This window comes from Novosphingobium sp. ZW T3_23, from assembly GCF_044987305.1.
Taxonomy (GTDB): domain Bacteria; phylum Pseudomonadota; class Alphaproteobacteria; order Sphingomonadales; family Sphingomonadaceae; genus Novosphingobium.
Map to the genome: position 1 here is coordinate 1 of NZ_JBJDRF010000069.1, position 22,132 is coordinate 22,132.

The 22,132-nt window shown below is 66.8% G+C and carries 25 protein-coding genes; 19 read left to right on the forward strand and 6 right to left on the reverse strand.

Annotation, left to right across the window (positions count from 1 at the left end; all coding sequences use genetic code 11):
* The 15 genes from ACI3K3_RS22605 to ACI3K3_RS22675 all read left to right on the forward strand — a co-directional run.
* Positions 1 to 500, forward strand: a 500-nt coding sequence (locus ACI3K3_RS22605) for a FliH/SctL family protein (RefSeq protein ID WP_404917857.1), incomplete at its 5' end; no start/stop codon positions are given.
* Positions 501 to 525: 25 nt separating this feature from the next.
* Entirely contained in the window at positions 526 to 1,851 is a 1,326-nt protein-coding gene (locus ACI3K3_RS22610; RefSeq protein ID WP_404917859.1) for a FliI/YscN family ATPase, read from the forward strand.
* A gap of 16 nt (positions 1,852 to 1,867) precedes the next feature.
* A complete protein-coding gene (locus tag ACI3K3_RS22615) occupies positions 1,868 to 2,293 on the forward strand; it encodes a hypothetical protein (RefSeq protein WP_404917861.1) in 426 nt (141 codons plus the stop codon).
* Between the two features lie 45 nt (positions 2,294 to 2,338).
* Entirely contained in the window at positions 2,339 to 3,754 is a 1,416-nt protein-coding gene (locus ACI3K3_RS22620; RefSeq protein ID WP_404917863.1) for a hypothetical protein, read from the forward strand.
* A 30-nt stretch (positions 3,755 to 3,784) separates the two neighbouring features.
* Entirely contained in the window at positions 3,785 to 4,375 is a 591-nt protein-coding gene (gene fliL, locus ACI3K3_RS22625; RefSeq protein WP_404917865.1) for a flagellar basal body-associated protein FliL, read from the forward strand.
* 2 nt (positions 4,376 to 4,377) lie between these two features.
* On the forward strand, positions 4,378 to 5,298 hold the full coding sequence (locus ACI3K3_RS22630; RefSeq protein ID WP_404917867.1) for a FliM/FliN family flagellar motor switch protein: 921 nt from the start codon (positions 4,378 to 4,380) through the stop codon (positions 5,296 to 5,298).
* A 28-nt stretch (positions 5,299 to 5,326) separates the two neighbouring features.
* Entirely contained in the window at positions 5,327 to 5,638 is a 312-nt protein-coding gene (gene fliN, locus ACI3K3_RS22635) for a flagellar motor switch protein FliN (protein ID WP_404917869.1), read from the forward strand.
* Positions 5,638 to 5,931, forward strand: coding sequence for a flagellar biosynthetic protein FliO (locus ACI3K3_RS22640; protein WP_404917871.1), 294 nt, complete (start codon positions 5,638 to 5,640; stop codon positions 5,929 to 5,931). The genes fliN and ACI3K3_RS22640 overlap by 1 nt, the downstream gene beginning before the upstream one ends.
* A complete protein-coding gene (fliP, locus tag ACI3K3_RS22645; protein WP_404917873.1) occupies positions 5,928 to 6,701 on the forward strand; it encodes a flagellar type III secretion system pore protein FliP in 774 nt (257 codons plus the stop codon). The genes ACI3K3_RS22640 and fliP overlap by 4 nt, the downstream gene beginning before the upstream one ends.
* Complete coding sequence (locus tag ACI3K3_RS22650; RefSeq protein WP_404917875.1) at positions 6,701 to 6,991, forward strand: flagellar biosynthetic protein FliQ; 291 nt, start codon at positions 6,701 to 6,703, stop codon at positions 6,989 to 6,991. Before fliP ends, ACI3K3_RS22650 begins: the two co-directional genes overlap by 1 nt.
* Positions 6,988 to 7,770 carry a flagellar biosynthetic protein FliR gene (fliR, locus tag ACI3K3_RS22655; RefSeq protein WP_404917877.1) on the forward strand — a complete coding sequence of 261 codons (783 nt, stop codon included), beginning with the start codon at positions 6,988 to 6,990 and terminating at the stop codon, positions 7,768 to 7,770. Before ACI3K3_RS22650 ends, fliR begins: the two co-directional genes overlap by 4 nt.
* Positions 7,767 to 8,906 carry a flagellar biosynthesis protein FlhB gene (locus tag ACI3K3_RS22660; protein WP_404917879.1) on the forward strand — a complete coding sequence of 380 codons (1,140 nt, stop codon included), beginning with the start codon at positions 7,767 to 7,769 and terminating at the stop codon, positions 8,904 to 8,906. The genes fliR and ACI3K3_RS22660 overlap by 4 nt, the downstream gene beginning before the upstream one ends.
* 60 nt (positions 8,907 to 8,966) lie before the next feature.
* Positions 8,967 to 10,397 carry a flagellar filament capping protein FliD gene (gene fliD / locus ACI3K3_RS22665; protein WP_404917881.1) on the forward strand — a complete coding sequence of 477 codons (1,431 nt, stop codon included), beginning with the start codon at positions 8,967 to 8,969 and terminating at the stop codon, positions 10,395 to 10,397.
* Between the two features lies 1 nt (position 10,398).
* Positions 10,399 to 10,770, forward strand: a complete 372-nt coding sequence (gene fliS / locus ACI3K3_RS22670; RefSeq protein WP_313433963.1) for a flagellar protein FliS — start codon at positions 10,399 to 10,401, stop codon at positions 10,768 to 10,770.
* A 168-nt stretch (positions 10,771 to 10,938) separates the two neighbouring features.
* Positions 10,939 to 11,541: a LuxR C-terminal-related transcriptional regulator gene (locus tag ACI3K3_RS22675; protein ID WP_313433964.1), complete on the forward strand. Its 603-nt coding sequence runs from the start codon at positions 10,939 to 10,941 to the stop codon at positions 11,539 to 11,541.
* 228 nt (positions 11,542 to 11,769) lie between these two features.
* Here the strand turns inward: ACI3K3_RS22675 and ACI3K3_RS22680 are convergent, their stop codons facing one another.
* Both ACI3K3_RS22680 and ACI3K3_RS22685 read right to left on the reverse strand, forming a co-directional pair.
* Entirely contained in the window at positions 11,770 to 12,225 is a 456-nt protein-coding gene (locus ACI3K3_RS22680; RefSeq protein ID WP_404917884.1) for a hypothetical protein, read from the reverse strand.
* A gap of 207 nt (positions 12,226 to 12,432) precedes the next feature.
* Positions 12,433 to 13,152, reverse strand: coding sequence for an alpha/beta fold hydrolase (locus ACI3K3_RS22685; protein ID WP_404917886.1), 720 nt, complete (start codon positions 13,150 to 13,152; stop codon positions 12,433 to 12,435).
* A gap of 268 nt (positions 13,153 to 13,420) precedes the next feature.
* Between ACI3K3_RS22685 and ACI3K3_RS22690 the strand changes: the two genes are divergently transcribed.
* Positions 13,421 to 14,263, forward strand: coding sequence for a DUF3617 family protein (locus ACI3K3_RS22690; protein WP_404917888.1), 843 nt, complete (start codon positions 13,421 to 13,423; stop codon positions 14,261 to 14,263).
* Between the two features lie 12 nt (positions 14,264 to 14,275).
* Here ACI3K3_RS22690 and ACI3K3_RS22695 read toward each other — a convergent pair whose 3' ends face one another.
* The 4 genes from ACI3K3_RS22695 to ACI3K3_RS22710 form a co-directional block, all read right to left on the reverse strand.
* Complete coding sequence (locus ACI3K3_RS22695; protein WP_404917890.1) at positions 14,276 to 15,430, reverse strand: aminotransferase class I/II-fold pyridoxal phosphate-dependent enzyme; 1,155 nt, start codon at positions 15,428 to 15,430, stop codon at positions 14,276 to 14,278.
* Positions 15,431 to 15,971: 541 nt separating this feature from the next.
* On the reverse strand, positions 15,972 to 16,772 hold the full coding sequence (locus ACI3K3_RS22700) for an SDR family NAD(P)-dependent oxidoreductase (protein WP_404917892.1): 801 nt from the start codon (positions 16,770 to 16,772) through the stop codon (positions 15,972 to 15,974).
* A 13-nt stretch (positions 16,773 to 16,785) separates the two neighbouring features.
* Positions 16,786 to 17,538, reverse strand: coding sequence for an SDR family oxidoreductase (locus tag ACI3K3_RS22705; protein WP_404917894.1), 753 nt, complete (start codon positions 17,536 to 17,538; stop codon positions 16,786 to 16,788).
* Between the two features lie 158 nt (positions 17,539 to 17,696).
* Positions 17,697 to 18,806 (reverse strand): helix-turn-helix transcriptional regulator, encoded by a 1,110-nt coding sequence (locus ACI3K3_RS22710; RefSeq protein WP_404917896.1) that lies wholly within the window; start codon positions 18,804 to 18,806, stop codon positions 17,697 to 17,699.
* 126 nt (positions 18,807 to 18,932) lie between these two features.
* Between ACI3K3_RS22710 and ACI3K3_RS22715 the strand changes: the two genes are divergently transcribed.
* From ACI3K3_RS22715 to ACI3K3_RS22725, 3 genes are read left to right on the forward strand one after another with little or no spacing between them, the layout of a single operon-like run.
* Positions 18,933 to 20,063: an LLM class flavin-dependent oxidoreductase gene (locus tag ACI3K3_RS22715; RefSeq protein ID WP_404917898.1), complete on the forward strand. Its 1,131-nt coding sequence runs from the start codon at positions 18,933 to 18,935 to the stop codon at positions 20,061 to 20,063.
* Position 20,064: 1 nt separating this feature from the next.
* Complete coding sequence (locus ACI3K3_RS22720) at positions 20,065 to 21,228, forward strand: sulfotransferase family protein (protein ID WP_404917900.1); 1,164 nt, start codon at positions 20,065 to 20,067, stop codon at positions 21,226 to 21,228.
* A complete protein-coding gene (locus ACI3K3_RS22725) occupies positions 21,228 to 22,037 on the forward strand; it encodes a sugar phosphate isomerase/epimerase family protein (RefSeq protein ID WP_404917902.1) in 810 nt (269 codons plus the stop codon). The genes ACI3K3_RS22720 and ACI3K3_RS22725 overlap by 1 nt, the downstream gene beginning before the upstream one ends.
* Positions 22,038 to 22,132: the final 95 nt, after the last annotated feature.

Sequence of the window (22,132 nt, forward strand, 5' to 3'; positions counted from 1 at the left end):
CCCCAAGCCCGGACCCGGCGCCCGAACCCTCGGACCCGATCGCCGATGCCTTCAGCCACGGCTTCACGATGGGGCACGATCAGGCAGTGCACGAAGCACAGGTCCGCGCAGAAGCGGAAGCTGCCGCTTTCGGGCGGCTTTCGCTCGCTTTCGAAAAGATGGACGAAGCGCTGGAAGAGGAACTGCGCATGCGTCTGCGCGATACGGTGACCGCCTTGTGCGAAGCCGCCATCGCGCCGATGGCGATAGAGCCCGACGCCCTGCTCCGCCGCATCGGGGTGGCGGTGGCGATGCTGAGGCGGGCCGAGGACGAACGGCTGATCCGCCTTCATCCGGACGATCTGCGACTGGTGTCCCCCCGGCTTTCCGCCGAATGGCAGGTTCAGCCCGACAATACGCTCGAACGCGGGACCATCCGCATCGAAACGGCGACGGGCGGCATCGAGGATGGCCCGGCCAACTGGCGCCGCGCAATCACCGAGGCGCTCCAGCGATGCTGACGCCGCTTTTGAAGATGCTCCAGCGATGCTGACGCTTTCCAAACAGATCCTGGCCGATCTCGGCGCGCAGCCCCTGGACCTGGCGCCCCGCCGTTTCGGCCTGGTCGCGGCTTGCGACGGCGGCCTGCTGGAAGTGAGCGGACTGTCGGTGCCGGTCGGCGCGATGTGCCGGGTGTCCCATGCGCCCGGCCAGTCGCTGGCCGCCGAAGTGATCGGCTTCCGCAACGGTCGAACGATGATGATGCTGCTGGGGGACATGATCCTGCTGCGCCCCGGCGCTCGCGTCTGGGCGGAAGGGCGCCCCGGTCTGCTGCCGGTGGGCGACCCGTTCCTGGGCCGCGCCGTCGATGGCGAAGGCCTGCCGATCGACGGCGGCTTCCCGATCCACAGCCGCATGGAATGGCCTTCCGGAGGCGTGCGCACCTCCGCGCTGGACCGCAGCCCGGTGCGCCTGCCGTTCGACACCGGCGTGCGGGCGCTCAATGCCCTCACCACCTTCGGCGTCGGCCAGCGCATCGGCGTGATGGCGGGCTCGGGGGTGGGCAAGTCGGTGCTGATCGACATGATCGCGCGCGGCGCGTCTGCCGATGTGGTGGTCGTCGGCCTGATCGGAGAGCGCGCGCGCGAAGTATCCGATTTCGTCGAGCGGCACATGCAGGCCGAGAAGAAGGACAAGACCGTGGTGGTCGCGGTTCCCGCCGACCATGCGCCGAACTTGCGGCTGCGGGGGGCCATGCTGGCCACGTCCATGGCCGAGCACTTCCGGGGGCGCGGCAAGCGGGTGCTGCTGATCCTGGACAGCCTGACCCGCGTGGCCCACGCCGCGCGCGAGATCGGCCTGCTGCTGGGCGAACCCGGCGCAGCACGCGGCTATCCGCCCTCGGCCCTGGCGACCATCACCAAGCTGGTCGAGCGCGCGGGCAATTCGGCCGCTTCCGGCGGTTCGATAACCGGCCTCTACACCGTGCTCGCCGATGGCGACAACCAGGACGATCCCGTGGTCGATACCGCGCGCTCGATCCTCGACGGCCACATCGTGCTGTCGCGCGACCTCGCGCAGCGTGGCCAGTATCCGGCCGTGGACATCGCCGCCTCCCTCAGCCGGGTGATGAACGACATCGTCCCGGACGAGCACCAGCGGCTCGCCCGGCAGTTCCGTGCCCTCTCGGCCAGCTACGAGGCCAATCGCGACCTCGTGCTGATGGGCGCCTATCGCGTCGGCGCCGACCCGCAACTCGACCGGGCCATCGCCATGCACGAGCATCTCGCCGCCTTCCTCGGCCAGCCCCAGGCCGAAGTCGTGAACCTTGAGACAAGCGCCGCGCAGCTTGCCGCCCTGCTGGCAGGCTGACGATGAAGGAGGAACGATGAAGGACGACATCAGGCGCCTGGCCCGGTTGCGCCGTCTCGAAAAGATCCGCGCGATCGCCCGGCAGAACGCCGCGCTGGAGGCGGCGCAGGCCGAAAGCACCCTGTCCCGGCTGCGCGACCTGTCCGATCGCACGCGCCGCATGGCCGACGATTACGGCAGCCGGCGGGAGATGACGGACGGTGCGGCACTGCATCAGATCGGCCGCTTCGTGGGCGGGCTTCAGGCGATCCGCCGCACTACCGACGGCGATACCTTGCGCGCCCGCGCGATCGCCGATGCCAAGCAGCAGCTCCTGGCCGAAGCCGAACGCCGCCGCGCCGCGGTGGAGGAACGGGCGATCCTTCAGGAGCGCTCGATCGCGAAAGCCGGAAAGACGCCTGCGCTCGGCAGCCGAAAGCGATCTGGCACGGGACTTGAATAACACTGCTGGAACGATCCGCATGGACGCTACGAGGACTAGCAAGGCATGATCCAGTTTTCCGCCCCGGCAGCCGTGAGTTCCCCGGCAAAAGCCGGATTATCGGCAGCCGGAACCTCTCCCGAAGCGACGGAAAGCGCCGCTGTCGAGGGCTTCGCCGCCTTGCTGGAGCTGCTCGGGGAGGACGGGCTTGCGGGCGCCAGGGGCATCGCCCTGCCGCAGCCCGAGACGGCGGATTTTTCGGAGGACGGCAAGATCGGCAAGCAAACCGGCAAGACCGTGCCGGACGAGGGTAATGAGGCTGGGCCCGGTGGACCCGCTACCGATCTTGATGTGGAAGGCATGAAGGAAACCCCGGTGGAAGGCTGGGGCGGCGACGGTTCGACGCCTGCCTCGCCCCAGCCCGTCACCATCACGCTGCCGCCCGATCCGGCCAGCATCGGTTTCGCGATTCCGATCGCGCCGATCGCCGCGACCTTGCCCGGCCCCGTCATCCAGCAGGAACAGGGCACGGCTCCGGCGCAAGCTGGCCGTCCGCCTGCGTCCCCCTCTCACACCGTCGATCAAGCCGTCGCGACCGTCACCGGCGTTCCACTCGCCAGCCTTGCACCGGTGACGATCGTTGCCGCGCCCATGTCCGCCGCAGCCGGATTGCCAGTGCAACCGCTCGCCGCAGAAGCGGCTCCGACGGTTCAACCCGGTGCTCCCACCATCGCGGCATCGGCCTTGAACGCCTCACCCGGCCGCGTCGAACCCACCGAAGCGACCTTGCGCGAGCACTCCGCCCGGTTTGCCCCGCCCTCTCTGGATGAGCCTGCGCCGGGTGAGCCCTCTTTGCATGACCTGGCGCCGCGCACCCGGGCAAGCGCCGTCCTTGCCACGGCTCCCTCCCAGCCTGCCGAGATCGCGTTCAGACCCGGCGGCGATGCCCTCGCCGTGACGACGCTTCCGGTGCCTCCGCAGATGTCGCTCGCCGCCCCGCCGACACCCGCCGAAGGGCAATCGAACGCGTCACCGCAGCAGCCGCAGGACTTCGATACGCTTGTGGGCCGACTTTCCGAGGCGCGCGAAGCCGCCATGCCGCATATCGTGCGCACCGCCATGCATCACGGCCAGTTCGGGCAAGTTTCGTTGGAATTCCGTCATGAAAACGGCGGTCTGGCCGTGACCATGGCCAGTTCCACGCCCGGCTTCAACGGCTCGGTCCAAGCCGCCGTTGCTGCCAATCTCGCAGGCGATCAGCCGCGCGACAGCGGCCAGCCGTTCACGCCGCACCAGTCCTCCCATGCGGGTCTTTCCGGCAACAGTGGGGCGGGCACCGAGCAGCGCCAGCAGGCCGACACCCGAGGCGGCGCCGAACGACAGGCGTCCGACCACAGCCCTTTCCGGCAGAAGCAGGCGACGGGGAAGCGGACTTCCGATCCCGCAGCCGGCGATGACGGACGCGGCGACATCTACGCCTGATCCGGCGCCATTTCGGGGGAGACGCAAGACGTGAGCGAAAAAGTTGCGCAGGACGGTGCCGCCACGAAGGGCAAGGGCAAACTGGGCCTGATACTGGTCGCGCTGGCCATGCTCGTCGTGGGCGGCGGCGGCGTGCTCGGGCTGGTGATGAGCGGGCTGGTCGGCGGCAACCATGCGGAAAGCCGGGAGGACAACCAGCCAAAGCTCATCCGCAAGGGCGAGGAAGATCCCTACATGCCCAAGACCGAGGGCGAAGGGGAAGGTGCCGAAGCGCCGGAGGTCGAAGGCGAGGGCGGAGACCCCTATCGCACCGCCTACTTCACTTTCAGCGACGATTTCACCTCGAACCTCAAGGATTCCGACGCGCTGGTCCAGCTCAGCCTCGCCTGTTCGACGCGGCGCGACGGTCGGGTGCTGATCTGGATGAAGAAGCATGAACTGGCGATCCGCTCGGCCCTGCTCGAAATCCTGGCCGATACGCCGGAGAACGACGTCTATACGATCCCCGGCAAGGACCGGCTGGAAAAGCGCATGACGGCGGCGATCAACGCGGTGTTGCTGCGCAAGGAAGGCTTCGGCGGCGTGGACGGCGTCTATTTCCGCACTTTCATCATCCAGTGAGCATGACGATGGCCTTTCCGCAAACCTCTCCGGAGCGCACAGCCGCCCGCCATTGCCCCGAACTTCTCGGCGCGGCGCCGGTGATGACCGAACTGGCGCCCGCGCTGTCGCTGATCGGCGAGCGATTGACGCGCGGCCTTGCCGCCGGGCTGGCGCGACTGTCCGGCGGCGAGCCCCCGATTGTCCGCGCAGGCCTGCCGATGGACGCCACGCTTTCGTCGATCGCGGGAGAGATCGAGGGACTGGCAGCCCATAGCCTCATGGGCATGGGCGCTTCGTCCCTGCCGATCCTCGCCATCTTCGACGGGGCTCCGGTATTCCGGCTGGTGGATCGTGCCTTCGGTGGTCCCGGCGATGTACCCGACCCGCTGCCGGACGGCTTCCCGCTCTCGGCCGAACTGCTGCTCTCCCGCATCGAGGGGTGCGTGGCCGATGCCCTGACATCGGCATTGGCCGCAGCACGGGCTCCAAGACCGGACCATGCCGACGATCACCGCGTCCGGCCCTTGCGCCGCGATACCAGCTTGCGCCAGCTCGATCCGTTCCCCGCCAGTGCCGACGTGCTGACGCTTTCGCTGGAGATCGAGGAGCCGGGCATTGTGCCATGGTCGCTCACGCTGGCGCTGCCGACGGAAACCCTGGAGGCCGCGCTCGCCGCTCCGCAACATCCGGTGCGCCAGCGCCGCGCCGCGTCTCCCGATCCATCGGCGGAACCCTTCGCCTCGATGGCGATGGAAGTGACCGCGGTGCTGGTGGACATGCACCTGGGCATGACGCGCCTTGCCGGCTTGCGGCCGGGCGATGTCCTGCCGGTGGCGGTGGCGCGCAGCGTACCGCTCCAGGTGGGTGGCCGCACGCTTGCCAGCGGCACCATCGGCGAAATCGACGACCGTGTCGCAGTGCAGGTCACTCACGCCTTCTGAAGCCTTACCACAGGGAAACCGACCCAAGATGAGCATCCATCCCCGCGGCCTGGACTTTCTCCGCGACGTCGACGTGCGCCTGACCGTGGAACTGGGCCGCACCCAGATGAAGCTGAAGGAGGTACTCTCGCTCGGCCCGGAGAGCCTCGTCGTGCTCGACCGCATGACCGACGAACTGCTCGACGTGCTGGTCAACGGCAAGCCGATCGCACGGGGCGAGGTGGTGTCCCACAATGGCCGCTTCGGGTTGAGGATCGTCGAGATCGCCGGGCTCGAGGGCCAAACGCCGGACGATGCACTGTCCCCGGCCTTGCCGGACGGCGAGGAAGGCCAGTCCTGATGCTCTGGTACGCGATCAAGCTGCTTGTCCTGCTACCGCTGATCGGCCTACTCGCCTGGGGCTGCCTGGTGCTGGCGCGGCGGGTGCAGGAAGGCGCGGGACGGAACGGCGGATCGCGCTCGCTGCGCGTGGTCGAGACGATGATGCTCTCGCCCACGCAGCGGCTGGCGGTGATCGCCTTCCATGACCGCGAGATCCTTGTCGCCGCGACCCGGCAGGGCCTGACCCGCCTGGCCGAAGCGCCCGCGCGGCAGGACTTCGCGGAGATCGCCGCCGGAACGCCCGAGCCGTGAAGCGGTTCTGCGCCCTCCCTGCTGCATTTGCGCTGCTCCTTCCGGTCGCCGCGAACGCGCAGACGGCCATCCCCGGGGCGCTGGACCGGGCGCTGGGCTCGCTCGGGGGCACGAACGCCGGAGGGCCGGGCCTGAGCCTGTCGCTGCAACTCCTGCTGGTCATGGGGCTGCTGACGATCCTGCCCAGCCTGATCCTGATGATGACTAGCTTCACCCGCATCCTGGTGGTGCTGGCCATCCTGCGGCAGGCGCTGGGGCTTCAGCAATCGCCGCCGAACCAGGTGCTGATCGGCCTTGCCCTGTTCCTGTCGCTGTTCATCATGGCGCCCACACTCGAACGGGTGAACGCACAGGCCGTCGCGCCCTATGCGGCGGGGCGCCTCAATGCCGAGCAGGCCATCGCGGCGGGCGGGTGGGAGTTCCACGCCTTCATGATCCGTCAGACTCGCGAACGCGACCTCACCCTGTTCGCATCGATGGCCGCCGGAAGCCGAAACGAAACGCCGCGGTTCCGTAGCGCCGCGGAAGTGCCCTACTCGATCCTGCTGCCCGCCTTCGTCACGAGCGAACTCAAGACGGCGTTCCAGATCGGCTTCATGCTGTTCCTGCCGTTCCTGGTCATAGATCTGGTGGTCTCCTCGGTGCTGATGAGCCTGGGCATGATGATGATGAGCCCGATGGTGGTTTCCCTGCCGTTCAAGCTGCTGCTCTTCGTCATGGTGGACGGCTGGGCCCTGCTGATGGGCTCGCTGGCGGCCAGCTTCAGCTGATGGAGGACATCACCGCCCTGCTCGCCCTGGCCGACCGGATGCTCTGGGTCACCGCGCTCGTCGCCGCGCCGGTACTGCTCGCCTCGCTGGGCGTCGGCCTGACGGTCGGGGTGGTGCAGGCCGCGACATCGGTCAACGAGCAGACCCTCACTTTCGTGCCCAAGCTGGCGGTGACGGCTGTGGTGCTGGTGGTTTTCGGCGGCTCGATGATGACGCTGGTGGGTGAGTTCGCGCAAGACGTCTTCACTCAGATCGCCCACACCGGGCAAGCGGCGCAGCTTTCGCCGTGATCCAGCTCGACTTCGGCTTCGGCCCGCTGGAGGCCGAGTTCTGGCGGTTCGTCTTTGTGATGACGCGGATCGGTGCGGCACTTGTGGCGGCGCCGCTGTTCGGCATCGCCGGAGTACCCCCGCAAGTGCGGGTGATCGGCGCCGGGGCGCTTGCCGTGCTGGTCTGTGCCTGGACCCCTGTCGCGCCGCCGCCGGTACTGCTGTCGGCGGCGGGAATGCTGGCCGTCATGGGTGAGGTCCTGGTCGGGCTATCGCTCGGCTTCGTGTTGCAACTGTCGTTCGCCGCGCCGATCCTGGCCGCCGAATTGATCGGCGGATCGATGGGGATGAACGTGGCCACCGCCGTCGATCCTAGTTCCGGCGCGCAGTCTCCCGCTCTGGGGCAGTATTTCGCGGTCGTGCTGTCGCTGGTGTTCCTGGCCTTGGGCGCGCACCTGCAATGGTTCGCGCTGATCGTGGAGAGCTACCGCGCGCTGCCGCCGGGACAGACCTGGCTGGGCGCCGCGCGCTTCGCGCTGATCGGCGCTTTCGCCGCACGCATGTTCGCCACCGCCGTGACCATCGCCCTGCCGGCCTGCCTGATCCTGCTGGTGGTGCAGGTGATCACCGGCGTTCTCGGGCGATCGGCGCCGTCGCTCAACCTGTTCTCGCTGGGGCTGCCGGCGGGCGTGCTGGGCGGCATCGCGGCCTTGCTGGTGGGCGCGCCGGTGCTGACCGACCTCGTCGTCCGGCTCTCCGCCGACGCCATCCAGCAGACGGCGGAGCTTCTCTCACCATGAGCGAGCAGGAAGGCGAAAAGAGCTTCGCCCCGTCCGAGAAGCGCAAGCGCGAGGCCGCCAGGCGCGGCGACGTGGTCCGCTCCCGCGAAATGGCCACCGCCGCCACCGTGGCGATCGGCGCGGTCTGGCTGATGCTGGCGGGGCCGTGGATGCTGGACCTGCTGGCCGCCGTGCTGCGCGGCGGCTTCACCTGGGATCGGGCCGCGCTGGACGACTTCACGGCGGGCCGGATCCTGACAGGCGCCTTGATGGCCATGCTGCCGCCGATCCTGGTGCTGGGTGCGGTCGTCATCCTCGCCTCGCTTATATCGCAGCTGGGGTTCGGCGAGGGCCGCTGGATTGGCGGCAATCTCGCGCCCAAGGGCTCGCGGATCAATCCGCTTTCGGGGCTCAAGCGCATGTTCGGCCCGACCGGGCTGATCGAGATGGTCAAGGGCATCGCCAAGGTCGCCTTGCTCGGAACGATCGCCTGGATCTGGGCGAAAGACCGCATGGAGACCTTCGCCCGGCTTGGTCGTGGCAACCTGTTCGGAGAACTGGCCTATGCCTGGGACGCGCTGATCCAGTTGCTGTTCTGGCTGGCGGCGGGACTCGTCGTGATCGCTCTGGTGGACCTGCCGGTGCAACTGGTGCGCCGGATGCTGCGCCTGAAGATGACCCTTCAGGACGTGCGCGACGAGGCCAAGGAAAACGAAGGCTCGCCCGAGAAGAAAGGCGCCATTCGGGAACGCCAGCGCAAGATCGCCATGGGTGGTCTGGTGCCCGCGATGAAGGAGGCGCAGTTCATCGTCACCAACCCCGCGCACTTCGCGGTGGCGCTCGCCTACGATCCCGCCCGGGCGCCCGCCCCGATCGTCATCGCCAAGGGCCGGGGCGAGCGCGCCCTGGCCATGCGCGAGCTTGCCCCCGAATTCACCGTGCCGGTGCTGCGCTATCCCGCGCTGGCCCGATCGGTCTACTTCACTACGCGCGAGAAGCAGATGATCCGGGAGGACCACTATGTCGCGGTGGCCGCCATCCTCGCCTTCGTACTGGCGCTGAAGCGCGGGGAGCATCGCCATGCGCCGCAAGTCTCGGTGCCGGTAACCGTCCGCTTCGACGCCGAGGGCCGCCTCGATCCCCGGCAGGACGGATGAAGCAGGCCTTTCCGCGAAGATCATCCTTAACAAACTTTCGCCGCTGCCGTTCTTCCGCGCATGGCTATCTCCCCCACCTCCACTTCGCCGACCACATCCTCGCTGGTGACCGCGCTGGGCGGCGGCAGCGGCGTGGACATGGCCGCGCTGGCGAACAACCTCGCCACCGCACAGTTCGCCAACCGCAACGACCGGCTGACCGCCCGGTCCGACAAGCTCACGACGCAGATCTCCACTGCATCCAACATCAAGTCGATGATGCTCTCGCTCAGCACCTCGCTCGGCACGCTGGTGCGTTCCGGCGATCTTGCCCGCAATCCCAGCGTGGCCAACGCCGCCGTCGCCGCCGGGACGCTGACCGGCACCACGACGCCCAAGGGCAGCTATTCGCTCGAAGTGACGCAGCTCGCCGGCGGCCAGCAACTCGCCAGCCGTGCCTATGCCGCGTCGACATCCACCGTAGGCGCCGGCACGCTGACCTTGCGCTTCGGCACCGTGTCCGGGACCGGCTTCGCTGCGGATACGGCCCATGCCCCCGTCAATGTGACGATCGCCGCAGGTGCTACCCTGGCCGACGTCGCCAAGGCCATCAACGCCACCAATTCCGGCGTCAGCGCCTATGTCGCCCAGACCGTGGACGGTGCCCAGCTCGTCCTCAAGGGGCAGGAAGGTGCCGCCAACGGCTTCGTGCTGGAGGCCAGCGAGGATCCGGCCAATCCCGGCCTCTCCGGCCTTGCCTGGAGCCCCGCCTCGACCGAAGGCCAGCTTCTGGCCGGCGCCCGGGATGCCGCCTTCAAGATCGACGGCCTGTCGATGACGGCAAAGTCTAACACCGTCTCCGACGCCATTCCGGGCGTGAAACTGCAGTTGAAGACCGTCAACCCCGGCGCCCCCACCACCGTCACCTTCGCAGACCCCGCCACCTCGATCTCCGGCGCCATGCAGGACCTGACCGACGCCCTCAACGAAGTGATCTCCGCGCTCAACACGTCCACCGCGATCGGCGGCGAACTGGCGGCGGACAGCGGCGCGCGGGCGCTGAAGCGCGCGCTTTCCGGCCTGGCTGGCTCGACGGTCATGCCCAATGCCACGGGCATGGCGAAGACGCTGGCGGACCTGGGCCTCAAGACCCAGCGCGACGGCACTTTCGCGCTGGACACCGACCGACTGGCCAAGACCATGGCCGCCGATCCCGAAGGGGTCGCCGCGATGTTCACCAATGGCCTCCACGGCGTCTACGCCAGCTATGACAAGATCTACCGCGCCGCCAGTTCCACCACCGACGGCAACTCGCTGGGCGGCTCGATCGGACGTTACACCAAGCAGCTCACGCAGATCGCCGAGGACCGCACGGAGCTGGCCGAGCAGCAGGAAAAGCTGCGCGCGCGTCTGTCGAGCCAGTTCACGGCTTCCGAGACGCGCATCGGCATCTCCAAGTCCACGCTGACGATGCTTCAGAACCAGATCGCCCAGTGGAACAAGAGCACTTGAGATGCGGCGCCAGCTTTCCCCGGTCGAGGCCTATCGTCGGGTTGACTTCGACGCCCGCGTCAGCGGCGCCGGTCCCGCCGAACTCGTGCATCTCTGCTACGAGCACCTGGTGGCGGCGCTGGGAACCGCGATCCATGCCGACCGGAGGGGCGACAACGGCCTCAAGAGCCGGTCCCTCACGCGTGCCCTCACCGCCATCACCGCCCTGCATCTGGGAGTCACGGGCGACAGCGACGTGGCCGCCGCACTCAACCAGCTCTACGATGCGGCCCGGCGCACGGTCCTCGACAGCGCCATCGCGTTCGACCCGGCCGCCATCGCGAACTTGCGCGCGGATTTTGCGGAGATCGGCCAAGCCCTCCTCGCCCGATAAGTTTACGGCCTGGGGCGTTAGGGCCGTTTCGGTTGTGGGAATTGCCAGTTCGCCACCGTTTCCGGAGGTGCGCTACCGATCATAGGTCGATTTCGGAGCAGGTCCGGCAAGCGCCGGACGCATCATGCGAATATCCCCCTAGGCACAAGCCGAAGAGGGAGAATATTCATGGAGCGGATTTCCAACCTCATTCTCATCGACAACGATCTGCGTAGACGCGCCGCCATAAGCCATGCCCTCTCGGCAGCGCAGATCCATGTCGAGCCGTTCGAGAATATTTCCGAACTTTCCGGCGCCTGGCCGCGGTCCGGCGTCATTCTGATCCAGGACGAGGCCGGATCGATCGACGATCTGATCGATAACATGGCCCGGCATGGCGAATGGTTCCCGATCATCGCCTTCAGCGAACAGCCAAGCGCCAACCGGATCGTCGAAGCGGTGCTGGACGGTGCCATCGACTATATCGCCTGGCCCATCGCCGCCGAGGAACTGAACGCCACGCTCGCCCGCGCCATCGACCGTGCCGAGCACGTCGGAAACACCAAGTTGCGCGAAGTCATGGCGCGCGCCCGGATCGATCGCCTGACCCGCCGCGAGCGCGAGGTACTGGGCGGCGTCGCCAGCGGGCTGTCCAACCGGCTGATCGGCGAACGCCTCTCCATCAGCCCGCGAACCGTGGAAATCCATCGCGCGAACATGCTCAACAAGCTGGGCGCCAACCATACATCCGATGCCATCCGCATCGCCATCGAGGCTGCCCTGGTCAATTGAAGTGCCCGCAAACCCCGCCTGCGGCACCTACCCTCGGGCATGAACCTAGCACCTGCCCTACCGATGGTTAGGAGCCGCCATGCTAAAGCATCGGTGCCGGCACGCCACTCCAACAGGGCCGGCCCCGCGTCGAATGAACGGGCCGTTCCCCTCCCGGCCACTTCGCGGGAACCCCGAACTGGCGGCGCTTTCGCATCGACGTGCGACGTTGCGGAAGCGCCGCCCCGTTCAGTGAAGCCTGACACCCAGGGGCAGCCTGGCCTGGCTTTTTTCCTGGTTCCGCCGCTCCATGACCGTCAGCAGTTTCGACACATAGGCTGCGAGAAGCGCCAGTGAAAGCGTGGCGGCCTCACAGATCATTTCCTCCGATCCATCCGCCATCACCAGCGTCGCCAGGCAGGTGCCGTTCATCCCGCGAGACAGCATGAAAGTATCGTTCGGGCCGATCAGGGCCAGCACCGCGCTTTCCGAAGCGTTGCAACCCAGCATCGCCTCGATCGCGACAGGATCGAAGTGCGCCCGATGCGGCTTGTTGTCGTCCCGCGGGCGCGGGTCGTGCAGAAGCAACAGCACCGCTTCGCGTATGCGATCATGCTCCTCTGAAGGCGCGCTGCCCGCACAATCGTGCAGGAAGTCCCGAAGACGCGTGGTCCAAACTTCCTTGCTGCATACGGGTTGGGTCAAGGGACTCGCCACCGAACTGTTGGTTGATATGCGCCAAAGGCTCCAACCGGCGCGGACTGTCAATCCGCACAACCCGGCACAAGGAGGTGCACGTCCCAGGTTGCTACAGAGGTGCGACCAATCGTGAAACGCTACTCACTGTTAAATGCAGTTCCACTCGGTTCGCAGATTCAATGACTTCCGCCGACACGGTCCGGATTGCCGCCTTCAAGACTGCCGGGCAATGGCATCCAGTCGCTCTGCCACCCACTCCGGTTCGGTCAACATCAGGTCGTGCCCGGTATCGATGTCCCACACCCGTCCGTGGGAGCGCGCCTCCAGCAGCGCCATGTCCCGGCCGGGAATCGTGGAGCTGCAGATAAGGTGGCTTTCCGGAATCGCCCGCATCGCCGCTTCGTTGCGAAACGCGATCTTCTGCTCGAAGCATTTCCAGGGCTGCGCGGTCAGCCTGGCGTCGGTCCAGGCACCCAGCGCGGGATCGGTCACGCCGAAGAAGGCCGCGAACCCCGGCATCGGCGCCATGACCAGCGCCACGCCGTTCACCTCGTGCAGCCCTTGTTTCGCTGCGCTGATCTGCTCATGGGCATGATCGTGGAGGGACTCGCCGTCACGCGGATAGGCCGCGTCGAGGTAGACGCGATGACCGACGCGCTCCGGCCGGCGATCCGCCGCGCCGGTGATGACCATGCCGCCATAGCTATGGCCGACGAGGATGGCATCGGTCAGGTCCTCGAATTCGAGCAGCCCCGCCACATCGTCGATATGGGTATCAAGGTCGATGGCGGCGCTCAACACATGGGCCCGGTCGGCCAATCCGCTGAGGCTTGGCGCATGCACTTCATGCCCGAGTGCCCTGAGGCGCTTCGCCACCAGCTTGTAGCACCACCCGCCATGGCCGCCGCCGTGGACCAGCACGAAAACCGCCATCGTCCGCCTCCCCCATCTTTCGAGCATCAAGCGCCCAGCTATCCTTCACGTCAATCGTGGCGATTTCGCCCCTGCGATCGATCGAAGGCGCGGCCTTCCCGTTCCTGGGATTAAAACCTTGAAAAAGCGATGCCGGGAGAAGCGAAGCACTTGTGGGGCTGACGAAGGCGCATATCATCCCATGATGAGAGAGAGGAACCCGGCGTGCCGAGCCGTTTGCTTTCTGGCTGCCGCAACAATCGCGTTCGCGGCGCCCTCGCCCGTTGTCATGAGCCGAGAGCCCCTGCCCGGCCTCGCGTCCGCGCCCGCATCCGATGTTGCAGGCCCCGAAACTCCGTCCGGCGAGGATATCGTTGTGCTGGGCCGGAAGATACGCAAGGTAAGGCTGCAATACGCGCTCTGGGGCGCGCATATGAAACGCTGCGACGCGGTCATTTCCAGCGGCGACGCTGACATCGACAGGTTCGTCTGCACGGTGCTCGACGCCTGCATCAAGGACGGCTTCCGCGATCCGGTCCCGGCCAAGGCCTGTCTGGACGAACGGATCGCCTCGGTGGCGTATCGTCCGCCGCCGTGGGACAGCGGAGAGCCTGAACCGGCCGGCCCCGAACCCGCCGGCCCCAAACCTGCCGACATCGCCAAGCTCGATCCGGTTTCGATGCCCTCTCCCATCCCGTCGCAGCCGCCCGAACCGGAGATCGTCGTGACCGGCGGGCGACCGCACGTCGTACCGGGGCTCTGGCGGATCCAGCAGTCCACCACCTTCAGCGAGACGATCAACCCCCAGTTTCAGCCTCATCCGGGCCAGGTCCGTACCGTCTGCATTTCGCCCGAGCATGTTGAGCCGGCCCTGGAAAACCTTCTCTCGGCAGCGATCGGCATGTCCGGCGGGGGACTCTGCACGATGTCCACCGTCCGTGTGAGAAACGGCAAGGTCATGGGCGGAAGGACTTGCAGCCTGCCAATGGGATCGCTCAGCTATGATTTGCACGGCAAGGTAAACGGAGACACGATGGAGGCCGCCGTTACGATAACAGGCGAAACCGCGCATTCGAAGACGCGCTTTCGCCGGCGCGTGACCGGCTCGCGCATCGGCACCTGCCCTGCCTGACCCGAACCCGGCTTACTTGCGCGCGGCGAACCAGGGCACCATGCGCGCGATCGCTTCCTCCACCAGCGCGGTCGAGACGGCGAAAGAGAAACGGATGAAGCGGTGGCCGTCGATGGGATCGAAATCGATCCCCGGCGCAGTCGCCACCCCCGTATCGCGCAGCAATTGCCGGCAGAAGGCCAGGCTGTCGTCGGTCAGGTGCCCGATATCGGCATAGATGTAGAAGGCGCCGTCCGGCGGCGCGATGCGGTCGAGCCCGAGGCTCGGCAAGGCCGCCAGCAGCAGTTCGCGATTACGGGCATAGTTCTCGACATGGCCTTCCAGTTCGGCCGTCTCGTCCATGGCGATCAGCCCGGCATGTTGCGCCAGCACCGAGGGCGTCAGGAACAGGTTGTTCATGCGAGCGCTTGCGGCCGCCACCAGTTCGCGCGGCACCACCAGCCAGCCGAGCCGCCAGCCCGCCATCGAATAATACTTCGAAAAGCTGTTCACGACGACGGCTTCGGGCAGGTGCTGGAGCGTGGACTGCGCGACATCGCCGTATACCAGACCGTGGTAGATTTCGTCCGAGACGACACGAATGTTCTTCCGGCGGCAGACTTCGGCAATGGCTGCGAGTTCGTCAGGCGCGATCACGGTGCCGGTGGGATTGGCCGGGCTGGCCAGGATCAGCCCGTCCGGCACGGGATCCAGCGCATCCAGGGCTGCGGCGGTCACCTGATAGCGCTCCGCCGGCCCGCAGGCCATTTCCACCGGTTCGAGATAAAGCGTCTTCAGGGTATTGCGATAGGCCACATAGCCCGGCCTCGCCAGCGTCACCCGCGCGCCGGGCACGAAAAGGCTGGAGAGCGCCAGAACGAATGCAGGCGAGGCGCCGCACGTGAGGATCACCTGCTCTCGATCGACCGTGACGCCGTAGGTTTCGCCATAGTGCCGTGCGATGCGGTCCATCAGCGCGGTGCTCTCCCAGTAACCGCCGGGATCGTTGTCCAGAACGTGGTGAGCGGCGGCGATGGCGGCGGCGGGCGCGCCGGTGGACGGCTGGCCATATTCCATGTGGATCACGTCACGCCCCTGCTCCGCCAGCTCATAGGCAAGGCGGCCGATCGCCATGGCGTGGAAGGGGTCAACTTGCGCGATCCGGGCGGCGGGCGTCGATGCGGTCATGGCGGCTTGCTAGAGCATCTTCCGATCAGATGGAAATCTGATGACTCGGAAATTGGGTCAAACCAAAAGCCGGGTTGAACCCGGCAGGCAATCGGGTCCGTGTCAGGGGCGAGCGTGATCTGCCTCACGGCGCGGGTTCCGGGAAGCTGCCATAACCATGTCGTCCGAATCGGATGCGATGTGCAACCGGCTTGGACACTGCCGCGAACCGGCCGACCCGTGATGCGACCCCACGGCAAGGCTCTCCCGGCAGGCGATTTCGCATAACTCGGCGGCAATCCGGTCAGACGGCCGAACCAGTTCCCTCTGGACCAGCGCGTCTGGGACCAGCGCGTCTGAAGATTGCCGCCGGCTTTGTTCGGTTTTCCAAGATCCGGCCCGACCGGATCGCGGCGCCGGTTCCTGTTCGCCCAGCGCGATGATCCCGGGGGGGAAGTCATCGCATGGGGGTGGCCTCCTCGCCGAGGTCTGGCGAATTTCAGCGAGCCGGCGCCGCGCCTAGGCGTTTAGCCCTGAATGCGGCGCTCCTGTCGCTTCCCGCTCACGCCGGATCGGCGCTGGCGATCCCCGGACGCTCTGCGCCCATGCCGGAAAAGCCGATGCAATAGCCGCCGTCCACCGGCAGGACGACGCCGGTCACATAGGCAGCCTCGTCGCTGGCCAGGTAGAGCGCGGCTTGCGCGATATCCTTTGCGAGCCCCCAGCGCCCCATCGGAATCCCTGCGAGAACCGGAAACTCGGCCGGTGGCTCGGCATGCGTGCGAGAGGCTTCGACCAGCCCGGTCCACATCGTGCCGGGGGCGATGGCGTTTACGCGGATGCCCTGATCCGAATAGTCCAGCGCCGCCGCCCTGGTCAGCTGGTTCACGCCCGCCTTGGCAGAGCCGTAGACCGCGTGATGCTTCCAGCCGACGACGGCCGAGGCCGAAGTCGTGTTCACGATCGATCCGCCGCCGGTCCTGAGCATGGAGGCGATGCCATATTTCATGCCCAGAAACGCGCCGCGCAGGTTCGTGGCGTGGACGCGGTCCCAGGTTTCCAGGGACTGCGTGTGCAGCGGCGCCATCGGTCCGCCGAACCCGGCATTGTTGCACAGCACGTCGAGCCGCCCGAAGCGCGCCTCGGCGGCCGCGACCATGGCCTGCACCTGGGCTTCGTCCGAAACGTCGCAGTGAATGCCTGCCGCATCGTCGCCCAGCGAAGCCGCTACTTCGTCCTGCCTTCCCGAGATGTCCGCAAGCACCAGCTTCGCGCCTTCGGCGTGGAACAGTTCGGCCATGGCCTTGCCCATGCCCGAACCCGCACCGGTCACGATGCAGACTTTGTCCTGGAGTCTTCCCATGATCGTTCTCCTCTCAGGCACTGGTGTCGATGGTCGGACGGATCGAGATTTCGGAAATATTGGTCCGGCGCGGCATGGCGAGGATGAAGACGATGGCCTCGCCTATGTCGCGCGGTTTCACGGCGCCCTCCTTGCTGACATGGGCTTTGATCGCGGTGCGCCACTGCGGGTCGGAGATCGAATCCGCCACTTCGGTCTCGGTGGCGCCCGGCATCAGGGTGGTGACGCGGATGTTCTTGCCACCCAGTTCCTGGCGCATTCCGTCGGTCATCATGTTGACCGCGTGCTTGCTGGCCGAATAGGCGCTGGTCATCGGCCCGCCCTTGCGGCCCGCCAGCGAGGAAATCGTGATGATATCCCCCCCGCCCTGCGCCAGCATGTGCGGCACGGCGGCGGCGCTGGTGTAGACCGTGCCCATCAGGTTGATGTCGATCACCCGGCGATAGATCGCGGTATCGCAGTTCTCGATCCCGCCCGCCTCCATGATCCCGGCCGAGTTGATCAGGATGTCGATCCGGCCGAACGCAGCGACCGTCTTCTCCACGGCTCCGCGCGCGTCTTCCTCCACCGTCATGTCGCCTGGGATCGCCAGCGCCCTGCCGCCGACAGCCTCGATCTGCGCGACAAGCCCGGAGAGCCTGTCCACCCGGCGCGCGCAGAGGGCCACCGTCGCCCCCGCTTCGGCCAGGCAAAGCGCCGCCGCCTCTCCAATGCCCGACGACGCGCCGGTAACGAGCGCGACCTTCCCTGCAAGCTGGCCCGACATGCCTTCTCCATTTTCCTGCGGCTCCTTGCGGCCGCTTCGTATCCATTGGCTGAAGGGTGCCGAAGCTGAAGTCAACGGAAAACGCTGAACACATGTTCAAATCGCCTGTGCGAGGCGGCTGTAATGTATCCAGAATTGGGAAACGCGCCTTTTCCTGCTCAAGCAATCGCCAACACACTGCGATGAATGAACCGCACAAGGTCCGCCTGCCCACGCGCGCCGGTCTTGGCGTAGATTCTCTTGGAATAAGTCCGCGCCGACTCCACGGTTAGGCCCACTTCCGGCCCCGCCTCGGCAATCGACAACCCGCGGCTCAGGGCCAGCGCCAGCCGTGCCTCGCTTGCCGTGAGGTCGAACAGCTGCGCAAGTTGCCCGCATCGATCCGCCGAGGACCAATGATCGGCATGAAGGTAGCAAAGCACCGCCGGCGCCGCCCGCGTCGTGCCCATGCGGCGGCCCGAAGGTACCAGCAGCAGGTCGAGCCAAGGCTCGCGGCGCAGCACCAGCGCACGCGGCCGGGCTTCGGGATCGCGCGCCAGTTCGCCGATGGCCTCCGCAAGCTGCCGTCGCAGCCGGGGATCGTGCGCGCTCAACCTGCCGTCGCGCGTCCGCGCGAGGCCGCTGCTCCCCGCCAGCATCCGCGCGCCTAACGGATCGGCATCGAGCACCCGCCCCTCGCCATCGAGCGTGACCCAGCCGAAGTTCATCCTCCGCACGGCCTCGCGCTCGATCGCTGCCCCCATGCGCTCGCGCTCCAGCGCCACGAAGCCGCCCAGCGCCGCGCGCAGATGAGGAGCCAGGTCTTCGAGCAGCCCGTCGACGCTCTTTGCGAACTCCCCCTCGCGCCGCGTGATCGTGACCCAGCCGTTCACCCCGCCCGGCTCGGCGAAGCGGATCATGCGCATGTGGTTCATGCCGGAGGGCGCCAGGAGCTGGTCGAGGTAGGCATCGTGCTGGGGATCACCGAAGCGCAGCAATTCGTGCAGCGCATGGGTCCGCCCTTCCTGCATCGCGTGATAAGGCATGGGATCGCGCAGATAGAGGCTCTCCCGATAGAGCCGGGAGATCGGTGGGGGCGAGGGCTGGCCGGAATAGAGATGGATCACCCGCGCCTCGGGCGTGCCCAGCGGCAGGGGCCGGAACACGAGGCTGGCGTAATCCGCCGCGACCCGCGCGCGCAGGGCATCGAGGAAGCACCGCCAGGGCGGATCTTCCACCAGTCCCTCGATCAGCGGCACCAGCAGGGCCGCGTCCTCTCCTTGCAGCATCCATGATCCCCAAATGGGAATTTGCCTCGCCCGAGGGCTAACCCACAACCGACCGTGGAGACAACGCGCGGCGCCGAACCATCACCCCAGCGGTGCACGGAAGCCGCCGCCTGAGAGGATGATGCCATGGCCAGATCGACCAAAGTGCAACCGGCAGCGTTCCTGCGAACCACCCTGCCGCTGGGGATCGACATGGCGCAGGCTTACGATTCGGGGCGCTATCATTCGATCTGGCTGCCCGATCACATGGTCAGCTTCTGGCCCGATTCGATCTGGACGCCGGAATTCACCGACCTTGCCAAGGCTTCGCCCAGTCCGCATCGCCATCTCGACGGGCTGGCCGTGGCGGCCGCTACCGCCGTGCTGACGCAGAATACGCCGCTGGCGACCACGGTGGTCGATACCGTGCGCCGCCATCCCTCGCTGCTGGCGCAGACGGCTCTGACGATCAGCCACCTCTCCAAGGGCCGCTTCATCCTGGGCCTCGGGTCGGGCGAGCTGGAGAACACCGTCCCTTACGGCTTCGATTTCGACAAACCGGTGGGGCGGCTGGAAGAGGCGATCAAGGTCATCAAGCTGCTGTGGCATTCGGACGGGCCGATCGATTTCGAAGGGCAGTTCTTCCATCTCCACCACGCGCGGATGGATACGGAGTTCTACGAGGGCAAGGCGCCCCCGATCTGGCTGGGTGCGGCGGGTCCGCGCATGCTCTCGATCACCGGGCGCGAAGCGGACGGCTGGTGGCCGGCGGGTTCGTGGACACCGGAGGACTATGCGGCGAAGCTGAAGGTCATCCTCGACGCGGGCGACGCGGCAGGGCGTGACATGAGCCACTTCACCCCCGCGATCACCCAGATGTGCTTGATCGGAGAGCCCGATGAGATCGACGAAATGCTGCGCGCGCCGATGGTGAAGTCGATCATCCTGATGATGACCGCCAAAGACCTCGCGCAGTTCGGCTACGAGCACCCGATGGGCCCTGACTGGCGCGGCATCATGGACTTCGATCCGGTACGCCTCAGCCGCGACAGGATGCTGAAGTTCTGCGAGGAGATGAACCCGCAGGCGATCCGCGACGTGCTGCCCACCGGCACGCCCAAGGAAGTCGCGCTCAAGATCAAGGGCTTCGCCGACGCCGGCATGCGCGTCTACAAGCTGATGGAATATGGAGCGATGGGCGGCATGAAGTTCTCGGCCACCAGCGCCGCCAAAGTCCGCGAGACCGAAGACGAAATCGCCCGCCTGGTGGAGGGCTGACATGGCGGACCTCGACGCGCAGCAATTGCTGCGGGAGGCGCAGCATCGCACCGGCCTGTCGGACTGGGCGGATGAAGGCTTTCCCGAACGCTTCGCCCTCTCCGTGGCGCACATCAACGGCATCGCGATGGACGCGGCAGGCCGGGCGGCGGCGACGGAGAACGCGCTCTGGCTGCTGACCGACCGCCTTAAATTCTTCGAGGACCGCAAGCGCCTCCCGCTGGCCGAGGAAGTGATCGATCGTCCCATGTTCGTCAGCGGCGAACCGCGTTCCGGCACGACCTTGATGCACGCCTTGCTCGCCGTCGATCCCGGCGCGCGGGCGCTGCGGTTCTGGGAAGTGATGCATCCAGCGCCGCCGCCCGGCACTTTGGAGGGCACCGATCCCCGCATCGCGACAGCCGATGCCGAATGGCGCGAGATCAACGCGAAGATGCCGCGCTGGCTGCATTGTCACCCCTACAACGACATGCTGGGAGACGGCCTCCCCGAGGACGAGCGCAGCTGGGCCTTCGACTTTCGCGTGATGACGCCCACTGCCTGGTGGCGCGTGCCGATGCAGAACCTCTCCTTCGGCCTGCCCTCCGATCCGCCCGCGCAATACCGCATCCACAAGGCCATGCTGCAGGCCCTGCAATACCGCCGCCCCCTGCGTCATTGGGTGCTGAAGGGCTTCCACACCACGCGGCTGGACGCCTTCTTCGACGCTTATCCAGATGCCTCGCTGGTCTGGCTGCACCGAGACCCGGTGATGGTCGCCGCAAGTTCGACTATGATGATGGCAGACATCATGGACGGCGTGGTCGGCAAGATCGATCTGGTGAAGGAAGCCCGCGCCCATGTGGAACGCGTGCGCTGGTCGATCGGCAATACGATGGCCCATCCGCTCGCGAACGATCCGCGCATCCAACATGTTCGCTACCGGGATTTCGTGACCGATCCGATCGGCGTGATCCGCGCTTACTACGCCTTCGCCGATCGCTCCCTCTCGCCGGAAGCCGAGGCGGCGATGCGGCGCTATCTTGCCGAGAACAAGGGCGATCGCCACGGCAAGTTCCACTACTCCACGCAGGTCCTGGTCGATGCCGGCTACGATATCGCGGCGCTGAACCGGGAGTTCGCACCCTTCCGCGAACGCTTCGGCGTAGAGATCGAGCAGCGCTGATGCATCCGCGCGTCAGCCTGCATCAGGTGGCGATGATGGACCGGGAGACCGGCCCGTTCCTCGAATTTTGCTGCGAAATCGGCGTGCAGCATGCCACGCTCGTTTCTCCGCGGCTGCTTGCGTCGAGCGAGTTTCATGCTGCGCGTGAAGCCCTGCAGCATGGCACGGTGCGGATCGGCTGCATCAACCACCCTTTCGCGCTCCAGCCCGATCTCGAACGCGATACGGGCGCCGCCACGCACGACCTGACGCAAGTGATCGACATCGCTGCCGACCTCGGCGCGCCGTCGATCTACCTCATCACCGGCGGAAGGGGCGCGCTTTCGTGGGAACAGGCGGCTACCCGCTTCGCAGACCTGCTCGCCCCGTGCCGCGAACATGCCGCGCGGCGGGGCATCGCGCTACTGGTCGAAAATGCGTCGCCGCTGACCGTGGACATCCACATCGCGCATAACCTGCCCGATGCGCTGCGTCTGTCGCGGCTCTCCGGCATCGGCCTCTGCGTCGATCTCCACGCCTGCTGGATGGAGGCCGACTTGCGCACAAAACTGGCAGAAGCCCTGCCAATCACCAGCCTCGTGCAAGTCAGCGACCATGTCCCCGGTGACCGCACCACGCCCTGCCGCGCCGTGCCCGGAGACGGCGCGGTGCCGCTGGAAGCGATCCTGCGCAACCTGCTGGACCTTGGCTACACCGGCCTTTTCGACCTCGAACTGCTGGGCCCGCGCATCGAAGCGGAAGGCCCAGCCAAGGCCTGCACCCGCGCGGCGCGCACCCTCTCCGACCTCCTCACCCGATTGGGAGCCTGACACGATGGCCTATGGCGACGGAACCGACGACGCTGCTCTCAAGACCGCGTGGGACAGCTTCTGCGAGCAGTTGAAGCACGCCGGAATGTCCGCCT

Coding starts and splice junctions, on each gene's coding strand:
- ACI3K3_RS22610 (WP_404917859.1), top strand. CDS start 526: ATGCTGACGCTTTCCAAACAGATCCTGGCCGATCTCGGCGCGCAGCCC.
- ACI3K3_RS22615 (WP_404917861.1), top strand. CDS start 1,868: ATGAAGGACGACATCAGGCGCCTGGCCCGGTTGCGCCGTCTCGAAAAG.
- ACI3K3_RS22620 (WP_404917863.1), top strand. CDS start 2,339: ATGATCCAGTTTTCCGCCCCGGCAGCCGTGAGTTCCCCGGCAAAAGCC.
- ACI3K3_RS22630 (WP_404917867.1), top strand. CDS start 4,378: ATGACGATGGCCTTTCCGCAAACCTCTCCGGAGCGCACAGCCGCCCGC.
- fliN (WP_404917869.1), top strand. CDS start 5,327: ATGAGCATCCATCCCCGCGGCCTGGACTTTCTCCGCGACGTCGACGTG.
- ACI3K3_RS22640 (WP_404917871.1), top strand. CDS start 5,638: ATGCTCTGGTACGCGATCAAGCTGCTTGTCCTGCTACCGCTGATCGGC.
- ACI3K3_RS22650 (WP_404917875.1), top strand. CDS start 6,701: ATGGAGGACATCACCGCCCTGCTCGCCCTGGCCGACCGGATGCTCTGG.
- ACI3K3_RS22660 (WP_404917879.1), top strand. CDS start 7,767: ATGAGCGAGCAGGAAGGCGAAAAGAGCTTCGCCCCGTCCGAGAAGCGC.
- fliD (WP_404917881.1), top strand. CDS start 8,967: ATGGCTATCTCCCCCACCTCCACTTCGCCGACCACATCCTCGCTGGTG.
- fliS (WP_313433963.1), top strand. CDS start 10,399: ATGCGGCGCCAGCTTTCCCCGGTCGAGGCCTATCGTCGGGTTGACTTC.
- ACI3K3_RS22675 (WP_313433964.1), top strand. CDS start 10,939: ATGGAGCGGATTTCCAACCTCATTCTCATCGACAACGATCTGCGTAGA.
- ACI3K3_RS22685 (WP_404917886.1), bottom strand. CDS start 13,152: ATGGCGGTTTTCGTGCTGGTCCACGGCGGCGGCCATGGCGGGTGGTGC.
- ACI3K3_RS22690 (WP_404917888.1), top strand. CDS start 13,421: ATGAGCCGAGAGCCCCTGCCCGGCCTCGCGTCCGCGCCCGCATCCGAT.
- ACI3K3_RS22695 (WP_404917890.1), bottom strand. CDS start 15,430: ATGACCGCATCGACGCCCGCCGCCCGGATCGCGCAAGTTGACCCCTTC.
- ACI3K3_RS22700 (WP_404917892.1), bottom strand. CDS start 16,772: ATGGGAAGACTCCAGGACAAAGTCTGCATCGTGACCGGTGCGGGTTCG.
- ACI3K3_RS22705 (WP_404917894.1), bottom strand. CDS start 17,538: ATGTCGGGCCAGCTTGCAGGGAAGGTCGCGCTCGTTACCGGCGCGTCG.
- ACI3K3_RS22710 (WP_404917896.1), bottom strand. CDS start 18,806: ATGCTGCAAGGAGAGGACGCGGCCCTGCTGGTGCCGCTGATCGAGGGA.
- ACI3K3_RS22715 (WP_404917898.1), top strand. CDS start 18,933: ATGGCCAGATCGACCAAAGTGCAACCGGCAGCGTTCCTGCGAACCACC.
- ACI3K3_RS22720 (WP_404917900.1), top strand. CDS start 20,065: ATGGCGGACCTCGACGCGCAGCAATTGCTGCGGGAGGCGCAGCATCGC.
- ACI3K3_RS22725 (WP_404917902.1), top strand. CDS start 21,228: ATGCATCCGCGCGTCAGCCTGCATCAGGTGGCGATGATGGACCGGGAG.